The organism is Pseudomonas sp. NY5710 (assembly GCF_013305665.1).
In the GTDB taxonomy this organism is placed as follows: domain Bacteria; phylum Pseudomonadota; class Gammaproteobacteria; order Pseudomonadales; family Pseudomonadaceae; genus Aquipseudomonas; species Aquipseudomonas juntendi.
In genome coordinates this window covers 5,173,014-5,191,598 of sequence record NZ_CP045554.1, presented here as the reverse complement: position 1 = coordinate 5,191,598, position 18,585 = coordinate 5,173,014, and the positions used below count along the sequence as shown (strand labels likewise).

The window sequence follows — 18,585 nt, the reverse complement described above, 5'->3', positions numbered from 1 at the left end:
GCGGGCATCATCCTTCAGTTCCCAAGGGTTACGCCGACTGCTCTGGCACAGGTTTCAAGTTCATCTGGGCTTCAAAAATCAGCAGGTCACTTTCTTCGTTCCGTCTCATAAGCCCGATTACATGGGAGCTTACCTCGATCTCACCGTTGGCATTCATGCGTACATAGCGGGGGTAACGATCAAGCAACAGTTCGGATAGTCCGCGACTGTAGCCCTCACGAATCAACTTGATTTTTGATTCATCGTCGGTACCGTACTTCACTCGCTTGTAGAAACTAGGCTCGACGGCGCCAACTCCATTGAGGATCTCAAGGAATCTGAAGATTTTGTTATCAAAAAAGTCATCTTCGTCTTTGAGTCTTACAATTGCGAGATTGACTCGTTCTACCTCGTTCTTTCGTGAAATTCTCACGTAGTGAGCGCTATGACTATTTCTGTACTTGGTGTCGCCCCAGCTTGACACGAATACATAGTCGGTGCCTTTCGTTTGGGGGAGATCTTCCCAGTATTTTAATGTGTGTCTGATGATTTGTTTTGTAGTGCGTTTTTTTAATTTCCAATCTAGGAACATTGCGTAAAAGTCCAACGCTGCCTGGTTTTTTAGGCGCAGCATGTCGCTATTTTTTGTTCCCGCATGAAACTTTTCGATGAAGCAAGTCTTGATGTCGGTTAAGAGCCGGTCGGCGGTATTGATTGGCCCATTCGCCTCAAGTGATAGGCTAATGGCTTCCTCCACTTCTTCTTCTGAGGCAAACACGTCGATTTCGCTGACGCTGTTGGCGATCATTAAGCGGCCAACCTCTGTCTTTACATATTTGCATTCTTCGCCAGTGACAACGCCTGGCTGAAGGTTTTCAAGCCTAGATACGGCGTCCTTGTGGCGTAGGGCGGCCTTGTCATCACTTATGTCTGCTGCTTGGAGGAGAACATTGTTGACCGCGTCTTCGTCTTTCTGCGCGACGTTTACGGAATTTTCGTAGAACGTCTTGAGGTTCGCTCTCTTATGGGTGTACTCATCAACGCCCAATAGGTAAATGCTGGATTCAAGTTTTTGCAGTGCAGAGCCTGCCTTGGGGTCAAATACCTCACTAAATCTGTTTACCCGTCCAATCAAATTTTTGAACTGTGATGACGTCAGATTTCCTCTTCCTTTGGAATAGTCAAATATAAACAATCGTTCAATTGGTAAGTTTACTCCTTCAAGCAGCGTTGAGTTGCATACCAAGTATTTCATTGCCTTGGACTTATTGAACAGATTTTCAAGATAAAGACGGATGGTGTCCGGGATTGATCCGTGATGGTACATCACACCCTTTCGCAAGCAGGCGATTAGCCGATAGCGTTTGTCGAACGTTTCTTCGAGTTCGTCGCAAGCTGTTTGAACCAGCGGGCACTCAATATTTGGCAAGCCCTCGGCTAGTTCTAGCGCAAATTGCTCGATCCGTTTCTTGGTGTTTCCGTAGATAATGTTCTTGGCTAAAGATTCATTTTTAATAAGGTCAAAACAATTCTCGTGTTTGCGATCTATGTCAATCCAGTGGTTAAGGAAATGATCATAAAGTTTAAGCTTCCCATCATCTTTTCCGGTTCTGAAGTCTCTAACAAGGAAGCGTTCAGATTTAATGTACTCATTGATCCTGAATCCCTTCGGTGTCATGTCCAAGTACCGAACGCGGACGTTAAGCTCGTTGCATAGGAATGGGGTAAGGAACTTGAAAGACGTGAAGGGGTTTCGAGCGCCCAATATACATAGCATTGTGGCCAATAGTTCGTTGCGGCTATCGCCTTGGAGAAGGTTGTGCGCCTCGTCCACGAACACCATGTCAAAATTTAAATAACTATGCTCGTTAAGCAATCGATTCAGTCGTTCTTGGGTCAGTACAAAAACACGGCAGTCTCGCTCAGGAGAGTACATCTCGGGGTGTGTTATGACTTTGCCCATGTCCTTGACATCAGCATAAATCAACCGCTTCTTTGTCTGGGCCAGTAAGGCTTTTGACGGTACAAGAATGAGTACACGTTTTTCAGGATTGTCTCTAACGGACTTAATGATCAGTTCTGACTTGCCGTAAGAGGTCGGTGCTACTACAACTGAAGAGTTTTCATACTCGTCTTGTACGAAAGTTCTTAGGATGTCCTGCTGCTCTGTGAGTACCATGCCTTGATCGCGGAAGGTATCCACATAGCTGCTCACGATATTCTGAATAAATGATTTGCTCAGCCGCTCATCTTGCTCAAGCGTTTTTCCTATAACGGCAGAGACTGGAAGCAGCCCGCTATTTACGGCTACGTCGTAAAGAGGCTCGTATCGACCAGTTAAATTTCCATAAAATAGGGTAATTCGATAGCCTAGACGCTTTATCTCAGCTGCGCTGTGATTAAGTAGCAGTACGGCGATGGCCAGAAGTTTAACGGTTTCGCTGTCGGACAAGTCGCGTCCGCGTAGAAGATCCATGTAGAGGTCTTTGAAGCGAGTCTTTGCCAGCTCCTTTATGGTAAGTTCTTGCATTTAGCATCCTGCCTCTGTGCGGAGGAAATCTTCGAGCTTCAGAAGAGTTCCTTTCTGTAGCGATAGCACCAAAACGGTTTTGAATATCGGGCTGGCTATCAGCTTGTTTGTAAAGTCTTCGACTGTTGTTTCTTCTACTTTGCAGGTCGCATCGTTAAATAGTGCAGATACCAGGACGACGTTATTGTCTGAGGCCACAGCAGTGTCCAGGTACGCGTTGTCACCTTCGACACCTAGGATCTCAAGAACTGATTCTTTATAGTCTTTACTGTCGTTGATTGACTTTTGGGCGGCATTAATCGCGTTGTGCCAATGGTTCGTTTCAGCCTCGGCGAGCCGGCCCTTTAGGTCATCTCGCGCCTTAGCAAGCAACCCTCTGGTGGCTGCGCACGAAGTTTTAGTGCCTGCACCACCCGACTTCACCTCGGTGATCCAAACTTCGTTAGATGCGGATTCGTAAAGGACGAGATCAAAGCCCTTCCGGATGCTTTTTTCTTCCATATTGAAGAAGGGGGATACGACATCGAAGTTATCGAGCTTTTTGAGAATGATCACGTGTGCCAGGAGTTCTCCGAGCATCCCGATTCGTGTCTTCTCATCTTTAGTCGAGTAGCGATCCCAGAAGGATTTAAGGGTGGCCGCATACTTGAACATGAGCATGCTACGGCTGGCGAAATTGGCTCCGTGGCAGATTCGCGTTAGGTTATCCCTAAGAGCGGTCTTGAGCTCATCTGAGAAGTTCTCAACACAGCACAATGCGTACTGACCGGCTTGCTTGAAGATTACGCCATCCATAACACGATCTTTCCAAAGGGGCCGCAGCCTTTGCTTTCCCCATCGCCGGAGGCGACAGGATTCGAGGATCTGGCAGCCAGGAATCAGCTCTTCGGTGAGCGTCTGCGCTCGCGATAAAGAGGCAATTCACGGCAATCAATGCCATAGAGGCACTGTGCCATTTCGTCGCGAGTATAGCGAGAGGGAGAGGGCAGGAGGCTGCAGCTCCCACAAACGCTGGTTGGCCGTTAGGCCCCGTAAACACTGGGCTTGAGCCAAATGTGATTGCTGCACATGTGTCTTGCTATTCTTGTCGTACTGTGCGATATTTTTTTTGCACACAAGCATATACCGTGTGAAAGCTAGAATCTACGGTAAAATGTGCATATAAAGTGTCGGAAGAATTTTTTGGGTACACCGTTCAACCTTACCGAAGGTGCGGCGCTGCTGGCCCTGTTCGGCCGCCTGACCGGGTACACCCCGCGCTGGTTCACCTACTTTATCGGCGATGCCCACGTCTATGAAAACCACCTAGACATGCTTAACGAGCAGCTCAAGCGCGAGCCGCTGGAAGCGCCGAAGCTGGTGATCAGTGACCGGGTGCCGGCGTTTGCCGAAACGGGCAAGTACGAGCCCGAGTGGCTGGAGAAGATCGAGCCGAGTGATTTCTGGCTGGAAGGCTATGAGCACCATGCGCCGATGACAGCGCCGATGGCGGTGTAGGTCCTGGGATGGCCGGGGGCGCTTTGCGCCCCTTTCGCGACACAAGGCCACTCGTACATCTGCAGCGTGAGCTTGAAGCCAGCACCCTAACCAGCGGGAGCGGGCGTGCCCGCGAAGCAGGCGACGCGGTGGCTGGCACCGGCTTTGCCGGTGTTCGCGGCTGAAGCCGCTCCTACGGGAGATCGTGTTCCTCAATGCCCGTGGCTGCGGCCCACGTGCGAGCGCTCGGTCTCTGGCACCGTTACCGCACCATTGGTCTCCAGTTGCTGCAAGATCGCGCATTCTGCCCCCTGTGCGCTGCAGCGAAGGCGCAATTCCACCAACTGCGCCTGCAACGCTACCAGCCCGTCGATGCGCGCCTGCACATGCTCGATATGCTCGTCGATCAGCGCGTTGACGCTGCCGCACGCGTCACCCGGGCTGTCGCGCAGGCTTAGCAGGCTGCGGATTTCATCGAGGGTCATGTCCAGCGTGCGGCAATTGCGAATGAACGTCAGCCGCTCGACATGCGCCTGGGTGTAGAGGCGGTAGTTGCCGTCGCTGCGCGCAGGTGCGGGTAGCAGGTTTTCCCGCTCGTAATAGCGGATGGTTTCTACCGCACAGTCAGTGGCTTTGGCCAGTTCACCGATCTTCATTACCAAATTCCCCGCTAATGGCTTGACCCTATAGTGGCTACAGGGTGTTCACTTGGCAACAGGCTCACTTTAAGGACCCCCCATGAACCAGCCTGTCAGCCACGATCACAAGCACGGTCACCGCCACGATCATGCCCATGGCGAAGACGACCATGGCCATGCTGCCCATGGGCACAGCTGCTGCAGTGCCGAAGCTGCGCCGGCGCTGGTGCAGTTGAGCGAGCAGGCCAGTGGCCACGCGCGCCTCAGCCGCTTCCGCATCGAGGCCATGGACTGCCCCACCGAGCAGACCTTGATCCAGGACAAGCTCGGCAAGCTGGCTGGCGTCGAGCAATTGGAATTCAACCTGATCAACCGCGTGCTTGGCGTGCGCCACACCTTGGGTGGTACCGCCGAAATCGAGCGGGCTATCGACAGCCTGGGCATGAAAGCCGAGCCGCTGGGCGTTGAAGACGACGGCAGCGCCAGCGCATCGGCACCGGCGAAAACCCGTTGGTGGCCGCTGGCGTTGGCGGGTACTGCGGCAATCGCCGCGGAAATCGTGCACTTCTCTGCGCTTGCACCGGAGTGGGTGGTGGCCGCGCTGGCACTCGCAGCCATACTCGGCTGCGGTTTGGGCACCTACAAAAAGGGCTGGATTGCCCTGAAGAACCTCAACCTCAACATCAACGCCCTGATGAGCATCGCCGTCACGGGTGCGGTATTGATCGGGCAGTGGCCGGAGGCAGCCATGGTGATGGTGCTGTTCACCATCGCCGAGCTGATCGAGGCCCGCTCGCTAGACCGTGCGCGCAATGCCATCCGCGGCCTGATGCAACTGACGCCGGACATGGCGACGGTGCAGCAGGCCGATGGCCAGTGGCGTGAAGTGCCAGTGCGCGAGGTAGCCATCGGTGCACAGGTGCGGGTGCGCCCTGGCGAGCGCATTGGCCTGGACGGTGAAGTGCTCAGTGGGCAATCCAGCGTCGATCAGGCGCCGATCACCGGCGAAAGCCTGCCCGTGGAGAAGGCGGTCGGCGACAAGTTGTTTGCCGGCACCATCAACCAGGCAGGGGCGCTGGAGTTTCGCGTGACCGCTACTGCCGGGCAATCGACCCTGGCCCGGATCATCAAGGCTGTGGAGCAGGCGCAAGGGGCACGGGCGCCGACCCAGCGCTTCGTCGACCGCTTCTCGCGCATCTACACGCCGGTAGTGTTCGCCATCGCCTTGGCCGTGGCGGTGGTACCGCCGCTGTTCATGGCAAGTGCCTGGTTCGATTGGGTGTACCGCGCCTTGGTGCTGCTGGTGGTGGCGTGCCCGTGCGCCCTGGTGATCTCCACCCCGGTGACCATCGTCAGTGGCCTGGCCGCCGCTGCGCGCAAGGGTATTCTGGTCAAGGGGGGCATCTACCTGGAAGGCGGCCGCCACCTGGACTTCCTGGCCCTGGACAAAACCGGCACCATCACCCATGGCAAACCTGCCCAGACCGACGCCGAGGTGCTGGCGCCGCTGTTCGAAGGCCGCGCCCAGGCCTTGGCCGCCAGCCTGGGCGAGCGTTCGGACCACCCGGTGTCGCGAGCCATCGCCCAGTTCGGCAGGCAGCAAGGCTTGGCCTTGAGCGAGGTCGATGACTTTGCCGCCCTGGCCGGGCGGGGCGTGCGTGGCACCATCGACGGCCAGGTCTACCACTTGGGCAATCACCGCCTGGTCGAGGAACTGGGGCTGTGTTCGCCCGAGTTGGAGGTCCGCCTGGATGGGCTGGAGCGCCAGGGCAAAACCGTGGTCCTGCTACTCGACCGCAGCGGCCCGCTGGCGCTGTTTGCAGTGGCCGACACAGTCAAGGAAAGCAGCCGTCAGGCGATCGCCGAACTGCATGAGCTGGGCATCAAGACGATGATGCTGACCGGTGACAACCCGCACACCGCGCAGGCCATTGCCGCCGTGGTAGGCATCGACCGCGCCGAGGGCAACCTGCTGCCGGCCGACAAACTGCAAAGCATTGAAGCCTTGTACGCCCAGGGCCACCGGGTGGGTATGGTCGGTGACGGCATCAACGATGCGCCGGCACTGGCCCGTGCCGAGATCGGTTTCGCCATGGCCGCGGCCGGCACCGATACCGCCATCGAAACCGCCGATGTGGCGCTGATGGACGATGACTTGCGGAAAATCCCGGCCTTCGTTCGGCTGTCGCGGCAAAGCGGGGCGATCCTGCTGCAGAACATCGTCCTGGCGCTGGGTATCAAGGCCATATTCCTGGCGATCACCTTTGCCGGCATGGCCACCCTGTGGATGGCGATATTTGCCGACATGGGCGTGAGCCTTCTGGTGGTGTTCAACGGTTTGCGCCTGCTGCGCAAGTAAAGGCCTGCCTGGTGCGTATGGGGCGGTTCAGGTTCGCCGCCCGTTCAAAACTGAGACACCAGCGCCTCCAGCTGTTCCTGGCGCTCGGCCTGGTTCAGCTTCGCCCCCGGGTTCAGGGTGGACCACTGTGGATGCGCCCGCGCCCTGACAAGTGCCTCTGGCAGCTTGCCCTCACGCCAGGCCTTTTCATCCAGCTCACCCAGCCTGATGCTGTCCTGCGCTGCATGCCCGCGGTTATCCAAGGCCACCATCAACTGCTGCTGACGCAAGGCCAGCAAGCGCAACACGGTATCGTCCACGGTCAACTCGCGCTTGCCCTTGAGTTTGCCCAGCAAGCGCGCACCATAGTTGCGCGCCGTCTGCAGCGCACCGCCGGCCAGCGCCCCTGCCAGTGCCGCTGCCCCCAGGGTAAGCCCGCCAACCAGCAAGTCGACCCCGGCACCTGCCGCTGCGCCGGCGGCTACGCCGCTGCCCAGGCGTACGCCCAGCAGCTTCAAGGTTTCGGGGTTGAACAGGTCATCCCCCCAACGCCCATCCAGCAGCGGCAGGTCGCTGGCGTGGGCATCGTCGCGGCGGAAGGCATACAGCTTGAGCAGGGCTTCGACACACCGTTGCTCACGCTGACGAATATCCTGGCGCAGCGCTTCGATGGCCCGGGCTTCGGCCGCCGGTTCGGCGTCGACGCTGCGCCGGCAGGCAGCACAGTCCAGCAGCAGTTCGGCAATCAGGCGCTTGCCGCTGTGCTGGCGGGCCAGGCGTTGGGCCTGCTGGTCGTCGATCAGCCGTTGCAAGGCCGGGCGGGCGCTTTCCAGCAGCAGGGCCAGGCTTTCGTACAGGCGGCGTTCGCCGTCCTCGGGTGGGGCTACGCTGTCGAACCGTACCAACGCGTGAAGGCCAAGCCGGGCAAGGGCTTCGCGCCATTGCGCCTCGCGGTGTTGGTGGCTGGCGACAAAGTTGAGCACCGGCAACAGTGGCTTGCCGCAACTGGCCAGCACCTCCAGTTCGTCGCGGTACTTGGCCAGCACTGGCTCGCGCGCATCGATCACATACAAGCCCGCGTCGCTGGCCAGCAATTGGCGCAGCACCTTGGCTTCCTGCTCGAAACGCTGGCGCGCTTCGCTGCCTTGCAGGAACCGCTCGAGGCGGGCAGGGCCGTCCAGGCGCTCGCCCGGGCGCTCCAGCCGCTCCAGGTAGTCGAGCAAGGCGATGGCGTCCTCCAACCCTGGCGTGTCGTAAAGCTCCAGTAACGGTTCGCCGTCCACCGACAGCCGCGCGCCTTCGACATGGCGAGTGGTGCTGGGGCGGTGGGACACCTCGCCGAAGCTCACGTCGCGGGTCAGGGTGCGCAGCAGCGAGGTCTTGCCAACGTTGGTGTGGCCGACCACGGCCAATTTCAGCGGCTCAGTCATGGCCATGCTCCAGCCAGGTCAGCGGTGAGGTGTCGGCGTACGGCAGGCCCAGTCGCTCGAGGGCTTCATGCCAGTCGCCCAGGCGCCGAGCGTCCAGCGCCTGGCCGGGTGCTGCCTGCAGCAGCCAGACCCTTGTGGCGCCAGCATTGCGTGCCAGGTCGGCGAGCAGCGCCAGGCTGCCACGGTCGGGGGAGCGGCGCGGGTCACAGGCGATGGCCAGGCGTGCCGGCGCAAAGCGGCTGAGTTGCTCGAGCAGGCGGTTGCGCGACTCGCGGCTGTCGAGCACGCCGGCATCGGTCACGCTTGGGGGCAGGCGGGGTGGCCAGGGCCGCTGGTCGTCCAGTTCCAGGCCCACCAGCAGGGCGCCGCTGCTGGCGCTTTGCAACTGCTCGGCGGCGAACCCTGGCAACGCTTCGGGGGCCGCGTCCTGCACGCCGATGCGCTCGCTGCGCGGCATCAGCGCTTCGCGCAGTTGGGCGTAACCCGGCAGGCTCAGGTCCAGGGTCAGGCGCTGACGACCCTGGCGCCAGCGCCACAGGCACAACCCGGCCAGCAGCGCGCGCGGCAGCAGGCCGTATACCAGCACCACGCCGAGCAGCCAGCTGGCCCAGGCCTGGCGCGCCACATCGAGGGCCGGCTGGCTGTCGCCACTGGCGCGGATCATGGCCTCGTCGGGCACGGTAAAGCCCAGCAGCGAAGGCAGCGCGCCCAGCGCCTGGGTAAGTTGGATGAACGGGTCGGCAGCGAGCAGGGTGGTTTCCCACACGAAGCCATAGCGACGGGTGGCCAGTAGAGCCAGCAGCATGCCCAGTGCGCAGAGCATCGCCAGCAGCCACAGGCTGTGTACCAGCAGGCCCAGCAGCCAGCGGTTGAGGCGCTGGCGCTGCAGCAGTACCAGCAGTGCCGGGGCCAGTTGCGCGGCCTTGGCATCGCGGGCGAAGCGCTCACTCAGCCATAGCCACAAACGGCCCAACCCCGCCCCGTGTTCGCCACTGAGGGCAAAACCAATGGCCCAGCCCAGCAGCGTCAGCAGGTTCAGCCCCAGCAGGCTGCCCAACGCCCAGAATACGTTGACCGGGCGCTGGCCGTCGCCAAGCGCCGCCAGGGCCAGGCCTGCGCCGCTGAGCACGGCTAGCAGCAGCAGGGCCAGCAACGCCAGGCGTGCCCCCTGCTTCCAGTGGCGCAGGGCAGTGGCCATGCCGTCGCGTTCGGCCAGGAACAGCGCCCGGCTTTCGATGCGCGTCGCCAGGTCGCCACCGCGCTGGCGCGCATGACGGTTGGCGGCCTGGTCTTCCAGCAGGCCGGCGTGTTCTTCGCGCAGGCGGACCGCTTCGGTCAGCCAGCGTTTGTCCAGTGGAGTCGGTGCGGTCACAAGGTCTTCCATTGCACAGGTCAGGGCAGAAGCATAACCCACACGCCCGGTGCTATCCTCGCTGGCATGAATACATCACTCCCCCTTAGCCTGATCGCGGCTCACGCCGAGAACCGTGTGATCGGCATCGACAACTCCATGCCCTGGCATCTGCCGGGGGATTTCAAGTACTTCAAGGCCACTACCCTGGGCAAGCCGATCATCATGGGGCGCAAGACCTGGGACTCACTGGGCCGGCCGCTGCCCGGGCGGTTGAATATCGTGGTCAGCCGGCAGCCTGGGCTGCAGCTGCAGGGCGCCGAAGTCTTCGGCTCGCTGGAGCAGGCGCTGGTGCGGGCCGAACAGTGGGCGCGCGAAAAAGGCGTCGATGAGCTGATGCTGATTGGCGGGGCGCAGCTCTATGGGCAGGCGCTGGAGAAAGGGCTGGTCAGCCGCATGTACCTGACGCGGGTGGAATCAGCGCCAGAGGGGGATGCCTGGTTTCCCGAGTTCGACCAGGGGCAGTGGAAGCTGGTGTCGAGCGAGGCACAGGGTGAAGAAGGCAAGCCTGGGTATCACTTCGAGGTTTGGGACAGGGTTTGAGATTTCTGGGGGCCGCGTTGCGGCCCATCGCCGGCAAGCCAGCGCCCACCGAGACGATGCAAAGCTTGAGATCTGCCCGGTACCTGTGGGAGCTGGCTTGCCGGCGATGAGGCCAGCCCAGGCAATACAAGACAGTTGCTCCCACAGGGGCCGCAGCAATCTGTCAGGTATGGCTCAGCTCGGCGTGTTCATCGTCGGCCAGCACGTTCTTGTCGGTCTCTTTCAGCAACTGGCTGGTGACCACGCCCGCGGTCATCGAGCCATTCACGTTCAACGCGGTACGGCCCATGTCGATCAGCGGCTCGACCGAAATCAGCAACGCCACCAGTTCCACCGGCAAGCCCATGGCCGGCAACACGATCAGCGCGGCGAAGGTGGCGCCGCCGCCCACGCCGGCAACCCCCGCCGAACTCAGCGTGACGATGGCCACCAGGGTGGCGATCCACAGCGGGTCGAAGGTATCGATGCCAACCGCAGGCGCGACCATGACCGCCAGCATGGCGGGGTAGAGCCCCGCACAGCCGTTCTGGCCGATGGTGGTGCCGAACGAGGCGCTGAAGCTGGCGATCGACTGCGGCACACCCAGGCGGCGGGTTTGCGCTTCGATGTTCAGCGGAATGCTGGCTGCGCTGGAACGGCTGGTGAAGGCGAAGGTGAGCACCGGCCACACCTTGCGGAAGAAACGCAGCGGGCTGACGCCGGTGGCGGCCAGGATGATGCCGTGAACCACGAACATCACGGCCAGGCCCAGGTAGGACACCACCACGAAGCTGCCCAGCTTGAGGATGTCTTCCATGTTCGAACTGGCTACCACCTTGGTCATCAGGGCCAGCACGCCATATGGGGTCAGTTTCATCACCACCCGCACCAGGCGCATGACCCAGGCTTGCAGGGTGTCGATGGCCGACAGCGCACGTGCGCCTTTCTCCGAGTCGTCCTTGATCAGTTGCAGGGCGGCCAGGCCGACGAACACGGCGAAAATCACCACGCTGATGATCGACGTCGGCTTGGCCCGCGCCAGGTCGCCTACCGGGTTGCTGGGGATGAACGACAACAGCAACTGCGGGATATTGAGGTCGGCGACCTTGCCCGCATAGTCGCTGTGGATAACCTGCATGCGGGCGCTCTCCTGGGCGCCGGCCACGAGGCCTTCGGCGCTGAGGCCGAACAGGTTGGTCAGCACGATGCCGATCAACGCGGCAATGGCTGTGGTCAGCAGCAGGGTGCCAATACTCAGCACGCTGATACGGCCCAGCGACGATGCGTTGTGCAGGCGCGCCACGGCACTGAGGATCGAGGCGAAGATCAGTGGCATGACGATCATCTGCAAGAGGCCCACATAGCCATTGCCCACCAGGTCGAGCCAGGTGATGGTGGCCTTGAGCACGGGGTGACCGGCGCCATACACGGTGTGTAGAGCCAGACCGAAGAGTACCCCCAGCGCCAGGCCCAGCAAGACCTTCTTGGCCAGGCTCCAGTCGGTGCGGCGGGTTTGTGCCAGGCCCAGCAACAGGGCCAGGAATGCCAGCAGGTTGAGTGACAGCGGCAGATTCATTGAAGCTCCAGCAGAGAAAGCAAAAGGTGGCATCGCCTCTGTGAGCGATTGCGAACGGAAATGCTAACAGCCTGAAAACAAACGACTTTATACCCAAATGGAATGTGCATAGTCGTTTATGGAATAACGCTATGTCGCAAATTGCAATGAACACGGCGTTTACTGCTGCCTGAACGTCGGTGTGGACTGCCGCCCATCGGTCGGGTTGCACTAGCGTTGGTAGATCATTTCAGGAGATTCGTACATGAAAGTCGCCGTGAAAGCTGCCGCTATCGGCTTGTCCCTGCTGTTCAGTATCGAAACCTTCGCCACCGAGCTCAAGCACTGGCCTGCCGAGGCGGCCAGGCAGCTCGACAGCATGATCGCTGCCAATGCCAACAAAGGTAACTATGCGGTGTTCGACATGGACAACACCAGTTACCGCTATGACCTGGAAGAAGCCTTGCTGCCGTTCATGGAAAACAAAGGGTTGCTGAGCCGTGACAAGCTCGACCCGTCGCTGAAGCTGATACCGTTCAAGGACACCGCCGAGCACAAGGAAAGCCTGTTCAGCTACTACTACCGGTTGTGCGAAATCGACGACATGGTGTGCTACCCGTGGGTCGCCCAGGTGTTTTCCGGCTTCACCCTCAAGGCGTTGAAGGTGCAGGTGGACGAACTGATGGCTTCGACCCAGCCGATTCCCAGCACCTATTACGATGGCGACCAGGTGAAGGCGATCGACGTGCAGCCGCCCAAGGTATTCAAGGGCCAGGCCGAGCTGTACAACAAGCTGATGGAAAACGGCATCGAGGTCTATGTGATTTCGGCCGCCTCTGAAGAGTTGGTGCGCATGGTGGCCTCGGACCCCAAATACGGCTACAACGTGAAGCCGCAGAATGTGATTGGCGTGAGCCTGTTGCTCAAGGACCGCGCCAATGGCCAGTTGACCACCGCGCGCAAGCAGATCAGTGCCGGGCACTACGACGCCAAAGCCAACGAAGGGCTGGAACTGACCCCGTACCTGTGGACCCCGGCCACCTGGATGGCGGGCAAGCAGGCGGCGATCCTTACTTACATCGATGAGTGGAAGAAGCCGGTGCTGGTGGGCGGCGACACGCCAACCAGTGATGGCTACATGCAGTTTCATGGGGTAGACGTCGGCAAGGGCGGTATCCACCTGTGGATCAACCGCAAGGCCAAGTACATGGACCAGTTGAACGGCATGATTGCCAAACATGCAGCGGCGCAGGCCAAAGAAGGGTTGCCGGTGACGGCGGACAAGAACTGGGTGGTTGTGACGCCGGAGCAGATCCAGTAAGGCTTGTGTAGAGTGGGCCGGCCTCTTCGCGGGCTCGCCCGCTCCCACTTGCATTGCATGACTTTCAGATGCTGTGCGGTCCCTGTGGGAGCGGGCGAGCCCGCGAAGAGCCCGGTGCAGGCATAAAAAAACCGGCGCACAATGCGCCGGTTTTCCATTCATGCTATCGAAGCCTTACAGCCCTTCGAGCATCGCCTTGTTACGTACAGCACCCTTGTCGGCACTGGTGGCCAGCAACGCATAAGCCTTCAGTGCGGTGGTCACCTTGCGCGGGCGGACTTCAGCCGGTTTCCAGCCTTTCTTGTCCTGCTCTACACGGCGCGCAGCCAGCTCTTCATCACTGACGAGCAGGTTGATCGAACGGTTGGGAATGTCGATCAGTACCTTGTCACCGTCGCGCACCAGGCCGATAGCGCCGCCTGCAGCAGCCTCCGGCGAAGCGTGGCCGATGGAAAGGCCCGAGGTGCCACCCGAGAAGCGGCCGTCGGTCAGCAGGGCGCAGGCCTTGCCTAGGCCTTTGGACTTCAGGTACGAGGTCGGGTAGAGCATTTCCTGCATGCCCGGGCCACCTTTCGGGCCTTCGTAGCGGATGATCACGATGTCGCCGGCCTTCACTTCGTCGGCGAGGATGCCGCGCACGGCACTGTCCTGGCTTTCGAAGATCTTCGCGGTACCTTCAAACACGTGGATCGACTCGTCGACACCGGCGGTCTTCACCACGCAACCATCCAGCGCGATGTTGCCGTACAGCACGGCCAGGCCGCCTTCTTGCGAATAGGCGTGCTCGAAGCTGCGGATGCAGCCGTTCTCGCGGTCGTCATCGAGGGTTTCCCAGCGGGTCGACTGGCTGAATGCGGTCTGGGTCGGGATCCCGGCAGGGCCGGCCTTGAAGAAGGTGTGCACGGCTTCGTCGTCAGTCTGGGTGATGTCCCATTTGGCGATGGCTTCTTCCATGCTGCGGCTGTGCACGGTCGGCAGGTCGGTGTGCAGCAGGCCGCCACGGGCCAGCGAACCGAGGATGCTGAAGATGCCGCCAGCGCGGTGCACGTCTTCCATGTGGTACTTCTGGATGTTGGGCGCCACTTTGCACAGCTGCGGCACTTTGCGCGACAGGCGGTCGATGTCGCGCAGGTCGAAGGCTACCTCGCCTTCCTGAGCAGCGGCCAGCAGGTGCAGGATGGTATTGGTCGAGCCGCCCATGGCGATGTCGAGCATCATGGCGTTCTCGAACGCCTTGAAGTTGGCGATGCTGCGTGGCAGTACCGATTCGTCGTTCTCGCCGTAGTAGCGTTTGCAGAGTTCGACGATGGTGCGCCCGGCCGTCAGGAACAGCTGCTCGCGGTCCGAGTGGGTGGCCAGGGTCGAGCCGTTGCCCGGCAGGGCCAGGCCCAGGGCTTCGGTCAGGCAGTTCATCGAGTTGGCGGTGAACATGCCGGAGCACGAACCGCAGGTCGGGCAGGCGCTGCGCTCGTACTCGGCGACTTTCTCGTCGGATGCGCTGGAGTCGGCGGCGATGACCATGGCGTCGACCAGGTCCAGGCCGTGGCTGGCCAGCTTGGTCTTGCCGGCTTCCATCGGGCCGCCCGAGACGAAGATCACCGGGATGTTCAGGCGCAGGGCGGCCATCAGCATGCCAGGGGTGATCTTGTCGCAGTTGGAGATGCACACAATGGCATCGGCGCAGTGGGCGTTGACCATGTATTCCACGGCGTCGGCAATGATCTCGCGGCTGGGCAGCGAGTACAGCATGCCGTCGTGGCCCATGGCGATGCCGTCGTCGACCGCGATGGTGTTGAATTCCTTGGCTACGCCACCGGCGCGTTCGATTTCGCGCGCGACCAGCTGGCCCAGGTCCTTCAGGTGCACGTGGCCGGGGACGAACTGGGTGAACGAGTTGGCGATGGCGATGATCGGTTTCTTGAAGTCTTCGTCCTTCATGCCGGTGGCGCGCCACAGGGCACGGGCGCCGGCCATGTTGCGGCCCTGGGTGGAAGTCTTGGAACGGTAATCAGGCATGAAACACTCCTGGCGGCTGAATCAGGTCACGTAAAGGGAAGTGAGCTTCTGTGGTCCTTTGCGCCGCAGGCCGGTTGCCACTGGCACGGATGAGGCCGAAGACACCACGGGATCGCCGCGTGCTTGGCCAGAGCTCATAAACCCGCCGGGGATGACTGGCGATGAATAGGCCGATTCTACACCGCTGGCGCGGCGAGGGAATGGCGATGTGTCTGGACGGTGGCTTTGGCCTAAACGGTCGATGTTTGTAGGACGCTTCTGAAAGGGTGCCGAAGGGGCTGACCGGCCTACCCCGCCTGGCTATCATTCGGCCGCCGCATGTGCGGTATCACGAGATATCCCTCAATGGACCTTCCCAGTAACCGGTTCATCACGAACCTGCTATCTGGCACTGAGCGCGTCGCCGCCAGGGCCGCCGAAGGCTTGAGCTCGCGAGGCTGAAGTCCCAGGCGCCTGGGTCGGCGCCTGGAGAATTGCATGCAACAGCAAATCGACAAGAACCTCCTTCAGCCGGACGCCCACGCAGCCCTTGAGGCGCAGCGGCGCGAGGCGACCGAAGACTTCCACAAAGGCGCTTCGATCACCAACCACATTGGCAATCTTCGGGACGCAACCCTCGGGCTGCTTTACCGCAAGCGCGTGCTGTGGCTGGTGGTGCTGGTATTTGGCAACCTGTTTTCCGGTGCAGGCATTGCGGCCTTTGAAGAGACCATCGCTGCGAACATTGCCTTGGTGTTCTTCCTGCCGTTGTTGGTAGACAGCGGCGGCAATGCCGGCGCCCAGTCTGCGACGTTGATGGTGCGGGGGCTAGCCACGGGTGAGGTGGGCATGCGCGATTGGTGGCGCATGCTCGGGCGTGAGTTCGGCGTGGCTTTGGCATTGGGGGCAACCATGGCCGTTGCCGTGGCGTCGCTGGGGGTATTGCGCGGCGGGCCACAGATTGCGCTGATTGTAGCCAGCAGCATGGTGGTGATCGTGCTGGTCGGCAGCATGATCGGCATGAGCCTGCCGTTTCTGCTCAGCCGTTTCAAGCTGGACCCGGCAACGGCCAGTGGGCCACTGATCACTTCGATTGCCGATGCGGCGGGGGTACTGGTTTATTTCGGGATCGCGACGCAGGTCCTGGATATCTGATACGAGCCTGGGGGCATCATGCCCCCGGCCCTCACTGATCAGCTGTTGGGCAGCAACCGGCAGGTGATGCTCTTGATGTAGCGGGTTTCGGCAATGGCCGGGTGCACCGGGTGGTCGGGGCCCTGGCCGCCGCGCTCGAGCAGCTGCAGGTTGCGGTCCAGGTGGCGGGCGCTGGTCAGCAGAATGTTGTGCAGGTCGTCCTCGGGCAGGTGCATGGAGCACGAGGCGCTGACCAGGATGCCGTCCTTGCTCAGCATGCGCATGGCCTGTTCGTTCAGCCGGCGGTAAGCGGCCTCGCCGTTCTTCAGGTCTTTCTTGCGCTTGATGAAAGCGGGTGGGTCGGCAATGATCACGTCGAAGCGTTCTTCGGCAGCCTTCAGTTCGCGCAGGGCTTCGAACACATCGCCTTCGATGCAAGTCAGCTTTTCGCTGATGCCGTTCAGCGCGGCGTTACGCTCCACGCCATCCAGGGCAAAGCCCGAGGCATCGACGCAGAACACTTCGCTGGCGCCGAAAGCACCGGCCTGCACGCCCCAGCCACCGATGTAGCTGAACAGGTCGAGCACACGCTTGCCCTTGACGTACGGCGCCAGGCGCGCACGGTTCATGCGGTGGTCGTAGAACCAGCCGGTCTTCTGGCCTTCACGCACCGGAGCTTCGAACTTGACGCCGTTCTCTTCCAGCGGCACCCAGTCCGGCACCTCGCCGTAGACGGTCTCGACATAGCGCTGCAAGCCTTCGGCGTCGCGGGCGGCGGAATCGTTCTTGAACAGGATGCCGCTGGGTTTGAGCACTTGCACCAGGGCAGCGATCACGTCGTCCTTGTGCGCTTCCATGGTGGCCGAGGCCAGCTGCACCACGAGGATGTCGAAGAAGCGGTCGACCACCAGCCCTGGCAGCAGGTCGGAATCGCCATAGACCAGGCGGTAGCACGGCTGGTCGAACAGGCGCTCGCGCAGCGACAGGGCGACGTTGAGGCGGTGCACCAGCAGCGACTTGTCCAGCGGCAGCTTGATGTCGCGCGACAGCAGGCGTGCGCAGATCAGGTTATTCGGGCTGAGTGCGACGATGCCCAACGGTTTGCCGTTGGCCGCCTCGAGAATGGCCTGCTGGCCGGCCTGGAAGCCTTGCAGTGGGGTCGCGCTGACATCGACTTCGTTGCTGTAGACCCACAGGTGGCCGGCGCGCAGGCGGCGGTCGGCATTGGCTTTGAGGCGAAGGCTGGGCAGGGACATGACGTCGCTCCGGGAAAAAAGAGCGGGATTATACCCTGTTGGCCGGTACTTCGGTTCGAGGTACGACAAAGCGCCGGCACGGCCACCTGGGTTAGAATTCCTCGTCCTAAACGAGTGTGCACGTATGTCCCAAGAACTCAGCGCCGAACAGATCCAGCAAGCCTTGCAAGGCATCACCATCCCGCCGCAACCGCAGATCATGGTTGACCTGCAGTTCGAGCAGTACATGCCTGACCCGGACCTGGAAACCATCGCCAAGTTGATTTCCCAGGACCCAGGCCTGTCCGGCGCCCTGCTCAAGCTGGTCAATTCGCCGCATTTTGGCCTGTCCAACAAGATCGGTTCGATCCAGCGCGCAGTGAACCTGCTGGGCAGCCGTTCGATCATCAACCTGATCAATGCCCAGTCGATCAAAGGCGAGATGAGCGACGAGACCATCGTCACCCTCAACCGCTTCTGGGATACCGCCCAGGATGTGGCGATGACCTGCCTGACCCTGGCCAAGCGCACCGGTATCCAGCCCGCAGACGAGGCCTACACCCTGGGCCTGTTCCACGACTGTGGCGTGCCGTTGATGCTCAAGCGCTTCCCCAACTACATGGAGGTGCTGGAAGAAGCCTATGCCAAGGCCAGCGGCGAAACGCGGGTGGTGGATACCGAAAACCGCGCCTTCAATACCAACCATTCGGTGGTCGGCTACTTCACCGCCAAGTCCTGGCGCCTGCCGGAGCACCTCACTGCCGCCATCGCCAACCACCACAATGCCCTGGCAGTGTTCCGCGACGACACCGCGCGCAACACCCAGAGCCAGCTGAAAAACCTGCTGGCGGTGCTGAAGATGGCCGAGCATATCTGTGCCTCTTACCGGGTGCTGGGCAATCAGGCAGTCGACCACGAATGGCGTGTGGTCGGCCCGCTGGTGCTCGATTACATTGGCCTGTCGGATTACGATTTCGAAAACCTCAAGCAGAACATTCGTGAGTTAGGCGGGCACTGACAC

Annotated in this window: 13 protein-coding genes and 1 pseudogene; 6 read left to right on the top strand and 8 right to left on the bottom strand. The window is 60.7% G+C overall.

Features of this window, described 5'->3' with window-relative positions:
- Positions 1 to 28: 28 nt before the first annotated feature.
- Positions 29 to 2,509: a DEAD/DEAH box helicase gene (locus GEV39_RS23845; protein ID WP_173891454.1), complete on the bottom strand. Its 2,481-nt coding sequence runs from the start codon at positions 2,507 to 2,509 to the stop codon at positions 29 to 31.
- Positions 2,510 to 3,304 (bottom strand): Hachiman antiphage defense system protein HamA, encoded by a 795-nt coding sequence (locus GEV39_RS23840; RefSeq protein WP_173891453.1) that lies wholly within the window; start codon positions 3,302 to 3,304, stop codon positions 2,510 to 2,512.
- A 384-nt stretch (positions 3,305 to 3,688) separates the two neighbouring features.
- Here GEV39_RS23840 and GEV39_RS23835 point away from each other — a divergent pair.
- Positions 3,689 to 4,006 (top strand): annotated as a pseudogene (locus GEV39_RS23835) (thymidylate synthase); the annotation flags it as partial.
- A 191-nt stretch (positions 4,007 to 4,197) separates the two neighbouring features.
- Here GEV39_RS23835 and cadR read toward each other — a convergent pair.
- Positions 4,198 to 4,641, bottom strand: coding sequence for a cadmium resistance transcriptional regulator CadR (gene cadR, locus GEV39_RS23830; protein WP_173891452.1), 444 nt, complete (start codon positions 4,639 to 4,641; stop codon positions 4,198 to 4,200).
- A gap of 82 nt (positions 4,642 to 4,723) precedes the next feature.
- Between cadR and GEV39_RS23825 the strand changes: the two genes are divergently transcribed.
- Positions 4,724 to 6,982, top strand: coding sequence for a heavy metal translocating P-type ATPase (locus GEV39_RS23825; RefSeq protein WP_173891451.1), 2,259 nt, complete (start codon positions 4,724 to 4,726; stop codon positions 6,980 to 6,982).
- Positions 6,983 to 7,026: 44 nt separating this feature from the next.
- Here GEV39_RS23825 and GEV39_RS23820 read toward each other — a convergent pair whose 3' ends face one another.
- Positions 7,027 to 8,391 carry a GTPase/DUF3482 domain-containing protein gene (locus GEV39_RS23820; RefSeq protein WP_173891450.1) on the bottom strand — a complete coding sequence of 455 codons (1,365 nt, stop codon included), beginning with the start codon at positions 8,389 to 8,391 and terminating at the stop codon, positions 7,027 to 7,029.
- Positions 8,384 to 9,775 carry a DUF2868 domain-containing protein gene (locus GEV39_RS23815; protein ID WP_173891449.1) on the bottom strand — a complete coding sequence of 464 codons (1,392 nt, stop codon included), beginning with the start codon at positions 9,773 to 9,775 and terminating at the stop codon, positions 8,384 to 8,386. The genes GEV39_RS23820 and GEV39_RS23815 overlap by 8 nt, the downstream gene beginning before the upstream one ends.
- 54 nt (positions 9,776 to 9,829) lie before the next feature.
- Here GEV39_RS23815 and GEV39_RS23810 point away from each other — a divergent pair, with 54 nt between their 5' ends.
- The gene (locus tag GEV39_RS23810) at positions 9,830 to 10,345 is read left to right on the top strand and encodes a dihydrofolate reductase (protein WP_173891448.1); all 516 of its coding nucleotides are present in this window, start codon (positions 9,830 to 9,832) and stop codon (positions 10,343 to 10,345) included.
- Between the two features lie 163 nt (positions 10,346 to 10,508).
- Here GEV39_RS23810 and GEV39_RS23805 read toward each other — a convergent pair whose 3' ends face one another.
- Complete coding sequence (locus tag GEV39_RS23805; RefSeq protein WP_173891447.1) at positions 10,509 to 11,900, bottom strand: L-cystine transporter; 1,392 nt, start codon at positions 11,898 to 11,900, stop codon at positions 10,509 to 10,511.
- 244 nt (positions 11,901 to 12,144) lie between these two features.
- Here GEV39_RS23805 and GEV39_RS23800 point away from each other — a divergent pair, with 244 nt between their 5' ends.
- Entirely contained in the window at positions 12,145 to 13,200 is a 1,056-nt protein-coding gene (locus GEV39_RS23800; protein ID WP_173891446.1) for an HAD family hydrolase, read from the top strand.
- A 174-nt stretch (positions 13,201 to 13,374) separates the two neighbouring features.
- Here GEV39_RS23800 and ilvD read toward each other — a convergent pair whose 3' ends face one another.
- Positions 13,375 to 15,216 (bottom strand): dihydroxy-acid dehydratase, encoded by a 1,842-nt coding sequence (gene ilvD, locus GEV39_RS23795; protein WP_009683363.1) that lies wholly within the window; start codon positions 15,214 to 15,216, stop codon positions 13,375 to 13,377.
- A 477-nt stretch (positions 15,217 to 15,693) separates the two neighbouring features.
- Here ilvD and GEV39_RS23790 point away from each other — a divergent pair, with 477 nt between their 5' ends.
- Positions 15,694 to 16,350 carry a magnesium transporter gene (locus GEV39_RS23790; RefSeq protein ID WP_173891445.1) on the top strand — a complete coding sequence of 219 codons (657 nt, stop codon included), beginning with the start codon at positions 15,694 to 15,696 and terminating at the stop codon, positions 16,348 to 16,350.
- A gap of 38 nt (positions 16,351 to 16,388) precedes the next feature.
- Here GEV39_RS23790 and GEV39_RS23785 read toward each other — a convergent pair whose 3' ends face one another.
- Complete coding sequence (locus GEV39_RS23785) at positions 16,389 to 17,585, bottom strand: class I SAM-dependent rRNA methyltransferase (RefSeq protein WP_054906221.1); 1,197 nt, start codon at positions 17,583 to 17,585, stop codon at positions 16,389 to 16,391.
- 178 nt (positions 17,586 to 17,763) lie between these two features.
- Here GEV39_RS23785 and GEV39_RS23780 point away from each other — a divergent pair, with 178 nt between their 5' ends.
- Positions 17,764 to 18,582 (top strand): HDOD domain-containing protein, encoded by an 819-nt coding sequence (locus GEV39_RS23780; protein ID WP_173891759.1) that lies wholly within the window; start codon positions 17,764 to 17,766, stop codon positions 18,580 to 18,582.
- The last annotated feature ends 3 nt before the right edge of the window (positions 18,583 to 18,585 follow it).